11 protein-coding genes are annotated in these 12,290 nt (G+C 45.7%); all 11 read right to left on the bottom strand.

The genetic code is table 11. From position 1 onward, the window contains the following. Positions 1–26: 26 nt before the first annotated feature. Positions 27–323 (bottom strand): 50S ribosomal protein L23, encoded by a 297-nt coding sequence (gene rplW, locus HMPREF3093_RS06265; protein ID WP_023391482.1) that lies wholly within the window; start codon positions 321–323, stop codon positions 27–29. Beyond that, positions 323–946 (bottom strand): 50S ribosomal protein L4, encoded by a 624-nt coding sequence (gene rplD, locus HMPREF3093_RS06260; protein ID WP_023391483.1) that lies wholly within the window; start codon positions 944–946, stop codon positions 323–325. The genes rplW and rplD overlap by 1 nt, the downstream gene beginning before the upstream one ends. A 23-nt stretch (positions 947–969) precedes the next feature. Further along, positions 970–1,605, bottom strand: coding sequence for a 50S ribosomal protein L3 (rplC, locus tag HMPREF3093_RS06255; protein WP_023391484.1), 636 nt, complete (start codon positions 1,603–1,605; stop codon positions 970–972). Between the two features lie 24 nt (positions 1,606–1,629). After that, positions 1,630–1,938: a 30S ribosomal protein S10 gene (gene rpsJ, locus HMPREF3093_RS06250; protein WP_023391485.1), complete on the bottom strand. Its 309-nt coding sequence runs from the start codon at positions 1,936–1,938 to the stop codon at positions 1,630–1,632. A gap of 397 nt (positions 1,939–2,335) precedes the next feature. Further along, on the bottom strand, positions 2,336–2,572 hold the full coding sequence (locus tag HMPREF3093_RS06245) for a Veg family protein (RefSeq protein ID WP_070756164.1): 237 nt from the start codon (positions 2,570–2,572) through the stop codon (positions 2,336–2,338). Positions 2,573–2,671: 99 nt separating this feature from the next. Then, positions 2,672–3,562: a 16S rRNA (adenine(1518)-N(6)/adenine(1519)-N(6))-dimethyltransferase RsmA gene (gene rsmA, locus HMPREF3093_RS06240; RefSeq protein WP_070756163.1), complete on the bottom strand. Its 891-nt coding sequence runs from the start codon at positions 3,560–3,562 to the stop codon at positions 2,672–2,674. Then, positions 3,559–4,143: a ribonuclease M5 gene (gene rnmV, locus HMPREF3093_RS06235; protein WP_070756162.1), complete on the bottom strand. Its 585-nt coding sequence runs from the start codon at positions 4,141–4,143 to the stop codon at positions 3,559–3,561. Before rnmV ends, rsmA begins: the two co-directional genes overlap by 4 nt. Continuing rightward, positions 4,140–4,928 (bottom strand): TatD family hydrolase, encoded by a 789-nt coding sequence (locus tag HMPREF3093_RS06230; protein WP_070756161.1) that lies wholly within the window; start codon positions 4,926–4,928, stop codon positions 4,140–4,142. Before HMPREF3093_RS06230 ends, rnmV begins: the two co-directional genes overlap by 4 nt. A 14-nt stretch (positions 4,929–4,942) precedes the next feature. Further along, positions 4,943–6,967 (bottom strand): methionine--tRNA ligase, encoded by a 2,025-nt coding sequence (gene metG / locus HMPREF3093_RS06225; protein WP_070756160.1) that lies wholly within the window; start codon positions 6,965–6,967, stop codon positions 4,943–4,945. Between the two features lie 163 nt (positions 6,968–7,130). Next, complete coding sequence (locus HMPREF3093_RS06220; protein ID WP_070756159.1) at positions 7,131–9,380, bottom strand: Spy0128 family protein; 2,250 nt, start codon at positions 9,378–9,380, stop codon at positions 7,131–7,133. A gap of 606 nt (positions 9,381–9,986) precedes the next feature. Next, a partial coding sequence (locus HMPREF3093_RS06215) for a Spy0128 family protein (protein ID WP_143227673.1) occupies positions 9,987–12,290 on the bottom strand: 2,304 nt, incomplete at its 5' end.

Genomic DNA, 12,290 nt, shown 5'->3' with positions numbered 1-12,290 from the left:
CTCCTACTTACTCATTTTCTAGGTGATTATTCAGCTTCGTTAGCGAATAATTCGATGTCTTTTGATTCAGCAGTCAAGGTTACGACTGCTTTCTTGTACTTACGAGTGAAACCAGCGTAACGGCCCATGCGTTTTGCTTTGCCGTCAACGTTGATCGTGTTAACTTTCTTAACTTTAACCCCTTCAAACATTGCTTCAACCGCTTGTTTGATGTGAGTTTTGTTAGCACGACGGTCTACTTCGAACGTGTATTTTTTCTCGTCTAAACCAGCAACTGATTGTTCAGTGATGACTGGGCGTAATACTACTTCTGATAATTGCATTATGCTAAAGCCTCCTCTACGGTTGAAAGTGCTGCTTTAGTGATGACAAGTGTGTCGTAGTTTACAACGTCTAATACGTTCACGTTGCCTTCGTCGATCACTTTCACGTTAGCTAAGTTACGTGCTGAGAAGTAAGCGTTGGCGTTAGTCCCTTCTAATACTAAGAGAGTTTTCGCATCTACTTTAAGGTTGTTCAATACTGACTTGAATTCCTTAGTTGATGGAGCTGCAAAGCTGAGTTCATCAACAACTACTAACTTGCCTTCTAATACTTTCTGAGATAATACAGATTGTAACGCTAAGCGGCGTACTTTCTTTGGTAATTTATAACTGTATGAACGAGGTGTTGGACCAAATACGGTACCCCCACCAACCCATTGTGGTGAACGGATAGAACCTTGACGTGCACGGCCAGTCCCTTTTTGTCTCCATGGCTTACGGCCACCACCGCGTACAGCGGAACGGTTCTTCACCGCGTGAGTCCCTTGACGTAAAGATGCACGTTGCATGATTACTGCGTCGAAGATTACGTCTTCGTTAGGTTCAACCCCAAATACAGCTGCATTCAATTCGATTTCGCCGATTTGTGAACCGTCTTGTTTAAATAAACTTACTTTTGTCATTTACTCGTTCCTCCTTCCTCGAATTATTTAACTGTTTTAATTGCTTGTTTGATTTCAACGAGTGATTTCTTGGCACCTGGGACATTACCCTTAATCAAGATTACGTTGTTTTCTACGTCAACCGCTACAACTTCCAAGTTTTGGATGGTTACGCGTTCGCCACCGGTTTGACCTGGAAGGCCTTTACCCTTGAAGACGCGTGATGGGAACGAAGCCCCACCCATCGAACCTGGACGACGGTGGTAACGAGAACCGTGAGCCATTGGACCACGTGATTGGCCATGACGCTTGATCGCACCTTGGAATCCTTTACCCTTGGATGTACCCGTCACATCGACGATGTCGCCAGCTGCGAAAGTTTCCACTGTGATTTCTTGTCCTACTTGATATTCTCCAAGCTCAACTTCGCGGAACTCGCGAATGAAGCGCTTAGGAGTAGCATTTGCTTTTGCTACATGACCTTTAGCAGGTTTGTTTGACAATACTTCACGCAAGTCTTGGAAACCTAATTGAACCGCTTCGTAGCCATCGTTTTCCATGGTTTTAACTTGTAATACCACGTTTGGAGTAGCTTCGATAACAGTTACAGGTACCAATTCACCGTTCTCAGTGAAGAATTGAGTCATCCCTACTTTTTTACCTAAGATTCCTTTGGTCATGAGTACACCTCCATTTTTCTAAAATTATAATTTGATTTCTACGTCTACACCGCTAGGTAAGTCTAATTTCATCAAAGCATCAACTGTTTTGTTAGTTGGTTCTAAGATGTCGATTAAACGTTTGTGTGTACGCATTTCGAATTGTTCGCGAGAGTCTTTGTATTTGTGAGTCGCACGAATCACGGTATATAAAGAACGCTCAGTTGGCAATGGGATTGGCCCCGCTGTCTTCGCTCCTGTTCTTTGTGCTGATTCTACGATTTTGCTTGCTGCTAAATCCAATGCACGATGCTCGTAAGCCTTCAAGCGAATCCGAATTTTTTTGTTTGCCATTTAGATTTCCTCCTTCGTCAATTTTGATAAAATGACTTGCTCCACAAGAATTTCCAACCTCACCCGCCCGTGGCAAAGCGTCCGGGTGTGTCGCAACCTCTCGCTTCATAGCTGTCTTCCCCACCTCTAAGAGGGGGCATGTCCTGCGATGGGCACACTGGTACCCATTAAGGCACAATCATTATTATAGCGTAGGAATACTTGTAAATCAAGGCTTTTCTCAAGTTTTTTTGGGCTTTTTGTATGTTTTCGTTTTCATGTCGGATGATGACGATTTCTCTGTTACCCGGTCGATAAAACTTCACCTTTTAGGTGATGTTTCGACTGATTTTTTGGCCTTTTGGACACAAAAATAGCCAAGGCCCTCTCAGGGGCACTTGGCTAAAAATAATAATGGCTATTCCGCAAAATCTACGTCGATGGCCTTGGTCAGAACATCGCAGTAGCTATAGGAGACACACGCTAAGGTGTTGGCCTCTTGCTCTAAATCAACAACGAAGACAGAACGATAGGTTTCTTTCAGGACGCCTCGGCGCGTACGCTTCTTGTTACGACCGAGTTGGACGGTGATAATTACTTTTTCGCCAATATTTTGATCCATGAGGGATTTGATCTCGGCAATTTCTTTTGGCATAAGCCTCACCTCTTTCCTACTATTATAACACAGTTAGGTAGACTAACCTAGGAAAGGTCGGCAACTTATCCTGAAAAAGCTGACAACGTTCGCCTTTTGCTAATTTTTAGCCTTATGAGCCTCAAAGGCGGCCTCTAAGTCAGCGAAATCCATAAGGCTGAGGCTCTCAGCTCGGCGATTAGGCTCAATGCCCGCCTGGTCGAAGACCTGACGCAAGCCCTCTTCGCTGAGCAGGCCCGGCACATAGGCCGACTTAAGGTTGTTCCATAAGGTCTTGCGGCGTTGCTTGAAGCCCGCTTGGACAAAGGCTTGAAAGGCTTCCTTATCGTTGACTTGGACCAAGGGCGCTGGCCGGCGAGTCAACTTGAGCACGGCAGAATCCACATTTGGCTTAGGGATAAAGACATTCTTAGGCACAATGAAGGCAATCTCGCTCTCCATATCCAATTGAATGGCCACTGACAGGGAACCATAGGCCTTGGTGCCCACAGCCGCCGTCATCCGCTCTGCGACTTCCTTTTGCATCATCATCACGAGCGACTGGAAGGGCAGATTGCTCTCAATCAGGCGCATGATGATAGGCGTGGTTATATAATAAGGAAGATTTGCCACCACGACTAGTCGGGACTGGTCGTGTAGCCAGGCATATTCTGGGCTAGAGAAATCCACAGACAGGATATCTTGATGGACCACTTGGACATTATCACAGTCTGCTAGGGTTTCCTGCAGGATGCCCACAAAACGCTGGTCAATTTCGAAGGCCAAGACTTGCTTAGCATGGTGAGCTAGGTATTGGGTCAAGGCACCGATGCCAGGGCCAATCTCGATGACTGTGGTATCTGCATCGACTTGGCCAGCTTCAATCATCTTCTCTAACATCCGGGGCTCGATTAGAAAGTTCTGACCCAGACTCTTTTTCATTTGAATATCGAAGCGACGCATAATCTCAACCGTACGGGTCGGCGTCGCAATTGGCCGGAATTCTCTCATTCTCGGGTCCCTCCTTGGGCTTGATCTAGGACTTGGACGAATTCACCCAAGCCAGCCTGGTCGATGCCATAGCGTTGCAGTTGGCGCTGCAATTGCTTGGCGTTGGTATAACCTAAATTAAAGTGCTGACTGACGGCCTGACGACGCGCCTTGGAGCCCGGACCTGCGGTCAGCCCCCACTGGGCCAGGCTGCCCATGGGAATTAAAGCCACTAAGTCTCCCTCAGCCGGCGTCATAACCTGATTTAGGGCTTGACGAATCTCTTGGGGACTCGCATGTTCCACCCCCAGGCTCTTGCCTTGGCCACCAAAGGCTGCCGTCCGACTAATATGGGCTTGCTTAGCGCTTGGCACCGCCTGGGTCACCAGTCGTCTGAGACGCTCCCCTTGGTAGTCGGGGTCCGTCAAGACGATAATGCCATGAGTCTTAGCTGCTTCTACAATCTGAGCCAAGACCGGCGCTTCTAGGGCAGAGCCCCCTGTCTCAATGGTCTTAACCGTCGGGCCAAAGGTCTCAATCAGGCGTTTGGTATCATCGCGCCCTTCCACCACAATAACCTCTTGGGGCATGGCTTGACTCATTGGTCCCACCCCTCAGGCCACCACTGGAAGAGACGGCAGGCATTGCCCGTCGTCAATTTGGCTAGCTCTTCCAGACTCATGTCTCGCACCTGAGCCAGGCACTCTGCCACATAGCGGACATAGGCTGGCTCATTTTGCTTACCACGCTTAGGCACTGGCGCCAAATAGGGGGCATCGGTCTCAACCAAGAGACGCTCTGCCGGTACTAGGGCCGCCGCTTGGCGGACTGCCTCGGATTTTTTAAAGGTCAAGACCCCACTGAAGCTGATATGCATGCCAAGGTCTACAAAACGCATGGCTTCTTCAGCTGTCCCGCCAAAGCTATGCATAATGCCACCCGCAGCCGGCAGGCCTTCTTGCTTGAGAATCCGATAGGTGTCTTCAGTTGCATCACGATTATGGATGGTAATGGGCAGACCGTGTGACTTGGCAATGGCAATCTGACGCCGGAAGACCTGGGCTTGCACATCCCAAGGGGCAGTATCCCAATAGTAGTCCAAGCCAATCTCGCCTAGCATCCTAACCTTAGGCAATTCTAGCCATTCCTCCAGGCGACGCTCCACCTGGTCATTGTAGGTGTGGGCCTCAGTCGGATGCCAACCCACTACCGAAATAATGTTATCGTAGGCCGCACTTAAGGCCAAACTACGCTCAATGGTGGGATCATCAAATCCCACCACTGCTAGATAGCCCACGTCCGCCGCTAGGGCTCGGGCAATATAATCTGCCTCCTGGCCCGCAAATTGCTGGGCGTTCAAGTGCGTGTGCGTATCAAATAAAGGCATCTTGGTCACCTCGTCTAGCCAATCCAAGCGCCATTTGCTGCATTTGGATCTGCTGCTAAGAGATGGAGTTGGCCGTCCTGTTCAGAGGATAAAATCATGCCCTGGCTGACATAGCCCATCATCTTACGTGGCTTGAGGTTAGAGACGATGCAGACCTTACGACCGATTAGTTCTTCCGGATTTGGATAGAATTTAGCAATCCCGGACAGAATTTGACGGTGACCCTTATCGCCCGCATCCAGGCGGAAACGTAATAGTTTATTAGAGCCCTTGACTGGTTGAACATCCAAGACCTCTGCCACCTTCATCTCAATCTTCAAGAAGTCATCGAATTCAGCTTCGGCTACTTCACGGTGAACTAATTCAGTGGCTTCTGGATCCCAGTTAGGGTCGTCAACCTTGGCTTGGCTAGCACCTGGTTTACCAGCTGCCATAGCTTCTTGAATATAGGTCACTTCTAGCTCTGCATCCAAACGTGGGAAGATTGGGGTCCCCTTAGCCACTACACTTGCGCCTGCAGGGAAGGCCCCATAGACTAATTGAGTAAAGTCTAGGCCCATTTGATCATTCAGCCCTAGTTGTTCGAAAATCTTAGCTGGCGCTTGGGTCATGAATGGACGTGACAGATGGGCCACCAGGCGTAAAGCCTCTGCTAAATGGTTCATGACAGAACGCAGTTGACCTAGGGTCGCTTCTTCTTTAACTAAGACCCAAGGCATGGTTTCATCAATGTACTTGTTGGTACGGGAGACAATGGCCATAACATGGCTCAAGGCTGCACTCAAGCTCATGGCATCCATAGCTTGATAGTAGGCCGCCATTTGCTCCTTAACATAAGCATCATAGTCAGCATCCACTGCAGTCGCCTCTAAGCCTTCGGTTGGCACTTGGCCTTGGAAATACTTGTTCATCATGGCAACGGTCCGGTTGAGCAAGTTACCCAAGTCATTGGCTAATTCGGAGTTGACTAATTGGACAAAGCCTTCTGGTGTGAAGACCGCATCGTTGCCGACACCCATTTCATGCAAGAGATAGAAACGAGTGGCATCCAAGCCATAGCGTTCTACCAAGGTTTCTGGGTAGATGACATTCCCCTTAGACTTGGACATCTTACCTTCCTTCATGAGGTACCAGCCATGAGCGAAAATCTTCTTAGGCAATGGCAAGCCCAAGGCCATGAGAATAGTTGGCCAGTAAATCATGTGGAAACGGGAAATATCCTTACCGATGACATGAGCATCTGCTGGCCAGTATTTGTTGTAGCGACTGGTATCGTCAGAACCGTAGCCTAGCGCAGTAATATAGTTTAAGAGTGCATCAATCCAGACATAGATGACATGCTTAGGATTGGACTTAACCGGCACACCCCAAGTGAAGGTGGTCCGAGACACCGCCAAATCTTCCAAGCCAGGCTTGATGAAGTTATTGATCATTTCGGTCTTACGGAAGGCTGGCTCTAAGAAGTCAGCGTGGTCTTCATAGTATTGCACCAAACGGTCAGCATATTTGCTCATACGGAAGAAGTAAGACTCTTCCTTGACCAAGGTTACTTCGTTGCCAGTTGGGGCAACCCCACCTGTCACATTACCATCCGCATCGCGGTAAACTTCAACTAATTGGCTCTCGGTGAAGAATTCTTCGTCACTGACGGAATACCATCCGCTATACTCGCCTAGATAGATGTCATCTTGGGCTAGGAGTTGCTCAAAGGCATCTTGCACAGCCTTCTCATGGTAGTCATCTGTAGTCCGGATAAAGTGTGAATAGTCGATATCTAATAAATCCCAAAGCTTCTTAATGATGTCGGCCATCTCGTCGACATATTGCTTAGGACTTACTCCTAGCCCCTCAGCTGTCCGTTCAATCTTCTGACCGTGCTCATCGGTCCCAGTTAGGAAGAAAGCATCAAAGCCTTGTAGACGCTTATAACGCGTCATAGCGTCACAGGCTAGGGTAGAGTAGGAGTTACCGATATGTAACTTACCACTTGGGTAGTAGATCGGCGTTGTAATATAATAGGTAGGTTTTTGCGTGGTCACGAATGAGTGCCCCTTTCTATTTCTTCAAATTACTTCTATTATAACATAATTGTAGGCCCCTGACAGTAGGAATGGCAAACTTGTTAAGCAAGGTACACAAGATAGAAAAAACTGGCGCCAGCCAGAGGCTAGCACCAGTCTATTTTTGAGGTGTAAAACTAAATTAGTCTACATGATGTGGCTTGTTAGCCAAGAGTAGTACTACAGAAATTAAGGCTAAGACAAGAGCCAACCAGATGAAGTTCATTTCACCAGTGCTTGGTAAAGATGGATTCTTAGCATTGAAGGCATTGTAGAATACAAGTTCCTTCTCTGTCGCAACTTCTGCTTTAAGCTTGCCATTAGCATCCTTCGTTACAGCAACCGTTACGTTGAACTTAGTCTTGTCGTAGCTGATAGCTGAATCTTGCCCAGCAACTTCGCGTACGGTTAACTTATAGGTCCCTTCTTGTGCATAAGAAGAAGTTAAGCTAATCGCACCTGAAGCGTCATTGCTTGCCGTTGCTAAGACTTTGCCCATGCTGTCTACTAATTCAAATTTGAACTCTTTATCTTTTAGTTGACGACCAACTAATACTTTCTTAGCTGCTACTGTGAAGTCAACTGCAGCAGGTGCAGGGTCAGAAGAGTTTGGTAAGTTAGTCGCTGCTTTGTTAACAAAGGTCGCTTGGTTAGTGTAACTAGCGCTTGATTCTAATTGGCCTGCGCCATTGTCCACAACAGTTACCACTACATCAACCGCTTTGGTATCGTAGGTTACGGTTTCATCGCTACCTGCTTTTTCTACAACTTTATAGTTGTAAGTGCCGGCTTGTTCGAATTCAACTGAAGCGAACTTAACAGTTCCATCTTGGGCATTCTTCACGGTTTGTAATACTTTACCTTGTGCATCTTGCAATTGGAACTCGAACTCGTCTGCCTTAAGTGCACGGCCTTCTAATTGCTTCTTCACTACGATTTCTTGGCTAGTTTTAGCAGCTTTATAGCTGTTAGCAAACTGAGCTTGATCATAGGTAACAGTTGCTTTCTTCTCACCGTTCTCGTCTACTACTTTAACGTTGGCAGTTAGCTCTGCTTCATCGTAAGTAACACCTGGGACAGCATTGTTTACTTCTTTAATTTTGTAAACAAAGTCGCCAGCTTGAGAGAATTTCACTTTAGCAAAAGTTACATTGCCTTGAGCATCGTTACTTACAGTTTGGACAACAGAGTTATCAGCTGTGTTGATTAATTGGAATTGGAATTCGCCAGCTTTCAAAGCGCGGCCATCTAATTTCTTGGTCACTTTGAAAATCACTTCGTCTGAACGGCTAGCTGATGCGCCACCCTCAGTAGTGGTTAGTGGAGCAAAACCATCAACATTATGAACTTCTTTAGCAGTTTTTACAACGATAGAGTTGAATACTTTTTTAGTTGCGTTGTCAACAGGACTTGTTAATTTTGTAGAATAACGCAAGTACAAACCACGACCACTCAAATCACCATTTTCTGGCGTAACCGTGAAGTGGTTTTTGTCTGTTACTTTGACACCTGCACTATCAAGTGCTGGATGGCCTTCTTCCTTACCCCATTCAGTAAAGTAGTAACCTGTTACTTCGCCAACTAATTCTTGACCTTCTGGAATAGTGTCAGCAATACTTACGCCCGTTACGTCCTTAGCGGCCAAACGGTTAACCAACACTTGCCATCTGATCATGCTTGGGTCGTCTTTATCTTGAACGCCCCACTTGAAGTACCCAGTGGAATCTTCCATCGGTACAATACGGGTAAGTGTATAAGAGCCTGCGCCAGGTAACGTCATAGTTACTGTCTCATCAACTGCAACAGAGTCAGCCCATACTGCTGTGAACAAAGCACTGACAGTACGACTTTCGTTCATGAAGCGATAGTAGGCTTCGTTAGTGATTGTAATAGTTGCGGTGTTAGTAGCTGGATCAGTAGTCAACGTAGCAACTGTCGTGTCATTAGGTGCTTTAATTTCTTTTGGTTCAGTTTTCTCTACCGCCAATTGTGCTGGCACTTGGTAGACAAAAGTATCCCCATTTTTTACTGTTGCTGAATCCGGAATTTGGTAAGTTGGCTTAATATAGAATTTACCCTCACCATATTTAGCCCCGTCAACAACCGGGTTGTTATTAATCAAGAACTCAGTTGATACCAACTGGGCTGCTTGACTGGCTGATGTTGCGGCTGCTTCTGGATTAGCTGCCGGCTGGTTCTCACTAGGACTTGCTGGTGCTGCTACCCCACCTGCGTTGTCACTAGTACTTGATTCTGATGCAACCGCGGGTGCCGCTGTCGCTGGCTCTGCGCCTGCAGGCGCTTCTTGAGCTAATGCATTGATCGGTCCGACAAAAATGCTCAGAACCATTAAGAGTGAAATAAGCAAGTTAAAAAACTTACGCTTATTCATAAAATTTCCCCTCCTTAGTTTCGGGTGCCACTATCTTTTGCGCTACTAAATAGCACCCTAATTTTCTGGATATCGGCAATTTAATACCATATATAGTATATCACACCACTTGCTATTTGTACAGTTCTTTTAGTGGAATCAAGTTTAACACCTAATTTCCAAACTTAATTGAAGATAATTTTTGCTAATTATTGATACTATTGATTGGATTTGACCAGTCATTTGCCCAAAAAAGCCCATAATATCGTTTTTTTGTAGTGACAATTTCAGATGATTATTGTATACTATAGTCTGGAGGTCGGACCTCCGCTAGGATAATTAGTAATTTTCCTAGAGCTTATTGATTTATTTTCAAATTAGACTTCCCCTCTATATTTAGAAAATAACTCTGACGGCCTACTATTTTCTGGATAATATAGTAATAGTCGTCCATCCTATTTTTTATAGGATCTGGCTAGGGAGCTAGCCGCTACTTAATGCTCCCTAGGACAAAGAGGCTGAATTCTACCATTCAGCCTCTTTTTTTGATAGAGAAAAGCCCCAGAGTTTATAAACTCTGGGACTTTTCTGCATACTTTAGGCTTTGCCAACTACTAATAAAGTAGCCTAAGATCTTGCTTTTTTGTCAAGAAGGAGAACTGCAATTGCGCCCATTACCATCATGCTAGCCAAAGCAGTCAACCAAATAACTTCAGCTTCACCGGTCTTAGGTAATTTTTTCTCTTCTTTCACTGGTTTGTAAGTGTTCTTAAAGACAATAGATTTGGCACTATCCACTTTTGCTTGGAACTTGCCTTCGCTGTCCTTACTTACAGTTACAGAAACCTCATGAACAGTTTTGTCATAAGTGATTTCTTTGTCGCCCAAGTCTTTTTCCACGACTTTGTAAGTAAAGGTACCTTCACTTGGGTTTGTGATGGTATGTTCCAAATGAATCTTACCTGATGCATCGTTTTTAGCGGTAGCAACCAGGTTGCCATTTGAATCGAGGAGATTGAATTGGAATTCATCTGCCTTCATTTCACGGCCTTCCAATTCTTTCATAGCGTCTACGCTGAAGCTTGGTTGCCCTGGGTCCACTGCCTTATAGGTGTTAGTGAAGGTAGCATCGTGAGTGTAAGTAACTGAAGGGGTTAATTGTGCTTGGTTATCAACTACTTCAACAGTTGCTTCTACTACTTTGGTATCGTAAGTAACGTTCTTCAAGCCGTTATTCACTTCTTGAATACGATACTTGCTAGTCCCTACTTTGCTATAAGTTTGTTCTTCGAAGGTTACATTGCCCTCTGCGTCGTTCTTAGCACTTGCCAACTTAGTGCCTTGTTCGTCTAATAATTCGAACTCGAACTCGCCTGCTTCTAAAGCACGACCTTCTAAAACTTTCTTAACGCTTAATGCTTGCTTGGTTGAAGCTGCTGCGTAACGGTTAGTAAAGACTGGCTCTTGTTCATAGCTTGGTGTCGCTACTAATTGGCCATTGTCGTCTTTGACCTCAACAGTTACTTTCACTTCTTTAGCGTCATAAGTAACACCTTTAGCATCGCCTGAAACTTCTGCGATAGTGTAAGTGTAAGTCCCAACTGCTGAATAAGTAATTGGTTCAAAGCTTACCTTACCTGTCGCATCGTTAGCGACACGTTGTAGTTCTTTGCCGTCAGCGTCTTTCAAGACGAAGTTAAATTCGTTAGCTTGAAGAGCGCGACCTTCCATGCGTTTAGTTGCCATAAGGGTAACATTTTGATCCAATGGCTTGTAGCTGTTGGTGAATGTTAATTCCTTATCTGGCGTTACAGTTGCTTCTAATTGACCCGCAAGGTTATCTGTTACACGGACGTGTACCAAGATATTGCTTGAGTCATAGGTCATCCCTTTATCATTAGCGTCTAGTTTTTCACGAACAGAGTAAGTGTAGGCACCAGCGCTTGAGAGACTTTGCGCCTTGAAGGTAACATCCCCATTTGCATCGTTCTTAGCAGTGTCAACAACTTTGTTGGTTGAAGCATCTACTAATTCGAAGGTGAAGGCATTAGCTACTAACGCTTTACCTTTCAAGACTTTCTTAGCTTTGATGGTGACATCAGCAGCGGCTGCTTTATAAGCGTTGGTAATGGTTTGCCCGTCTGGGTATTCTACCGTAGCTTCTAATTGGCCGGCATTGTCAGTTACTTTTACGGTTACGTTCAATACTTGAGTGCTGTAAGTCACCCCAGCAACAGTCCCCGCTTTCTCCTTAACCGTGTACTTATAAGTACCTGGTTTGGTGTAAGTAATCGCGTCGAAGGCCACACTACCGTTCTCAGCGTTGACTTTAGTTTGCGCTGCACTTGTAGCTCCTTCTTCGATTAAGTCGAAGCTGAATTCGCCTGCCTTTTGTGGACGGCCAGTTAAGGCTTTTGTCACACTAATGGCTGCGCTTGTTGATAAAGCTTGGTAGTTGTTAGTAAACTCAGCTGGCGTAGCATAAGTTTCAGTCGCTACCAATTGACCTTGGCCGTTGTCAGTTACCGCTACAGTGACTTCAACTTCCTTAGCGTCATAGGTGTAGCCCTTAGAACCATCATTCTTCTCACGGATGGTGTAAGTGTAGTTGCCCACAGCTGTATAGGTTTCAGCTGGGAAGGTTACAGTCCCGTCTGCCTTATTCTTAGCGGTTTGAACCACTTTGTCAGTAGCTTTGTTAACCAATTCAAAAGTGAATTGGTCATCTGCTAAGTTAGCACCTGTCAGCGCCTTGTTAGCTTTCAAGACTTTGCTTACTGATCCCGCTTGGTAAACGTTAGTAATCTCTTGACCATCTGGGTATTCTACCGCAGCTTCTAATTGACCTGCGTTGTCTGTGACAGTAACTTTAACCTTGTAGGCCTTCTCATCGTAAGTAATCCCACCAAGCTTACCATTTTGTTCTTTAAC

The sequence above is a fragment of the Abiotrophia sp. HMSC24B09 genome, assembly GCF_001815865.1.
Classification (GTDB): domain Bacteria; phylum Bacillota; class Bacilli; order Lactobacillales; family Aerococcaceae; genus Abiotrophia.
This window is presented reverse-complemented; position numbering and strand designations above follow the sequence as displayed.

What these genes read in the sequence shown, in the direction of transcription:
- rplW (WP_023391482.1), bottom strand. Translation starts at nt 323, where the DNA reads ATGCAATTATCAGAAGTAGTATTACGCCCAGTCATCACTGAACAATCA.
- rplD (WP_023391483.1), bottom strand. Translation starts at nt 946, where the DNA reads ATGACAAAAGTAAGTTTATTTAAACAAGACGGTTCACAAATCGGCGAA.
- rplC (WP_023391484.1), bottom strand. Translation starts at nt 1,605, where the DNA reads ATGACCAAAGGAATCTTAGGTAAAAAAGTAGGGATGACTCAATTCTTC.
- rpsJ (WP_023391485.1), bottom strand. Translation starts at nt 1,938, where the DNA reads ATGGCAAACAAAAAAATTCGGATTCGCTTGAAGGCTTACGAGCATCGT.
- HMPREF3093_RS06245 (WP_070756164.1), bottom strand. Translation starts at nt 2,572, where the DNA reads ATGCCAAAAGAAATTGCCGAGATCAAATCCCTCATGGATCAAAATATT.
- rsmA (WP_070756163.1), bottom strand. Translation starts at nt 3,562, where the DNA reads ATGAGAGAATTCCGGCCAATTGCGACGCCGACCCGTACGGTTGAGATT.
- rnmV (WP_070756162.1), bottom strand. Translation starts at nt 4,143, where the DNA reads ATGAGTCAAGCCATGCCCCAAGAGGTTATTGTGGTGGAAGGGCGCGAT.
- HMPREF3093_RS06230 (WP_070756161.1), bottom strand. Translation starts at nt 4,928, where the DNA reads ATGCCTTTATTTGATACGCACACGCACTTGAACGCCCAGCAATTTGCG.
- HMPREF3093_RS06220 (WP_070756159.1), bottom strand. Translation starts at nt 9,380, where the DNA reads ATGAATAAGCGTAAGTTTTTTAACTTGCTTATTTCACTCTTAATGGTT.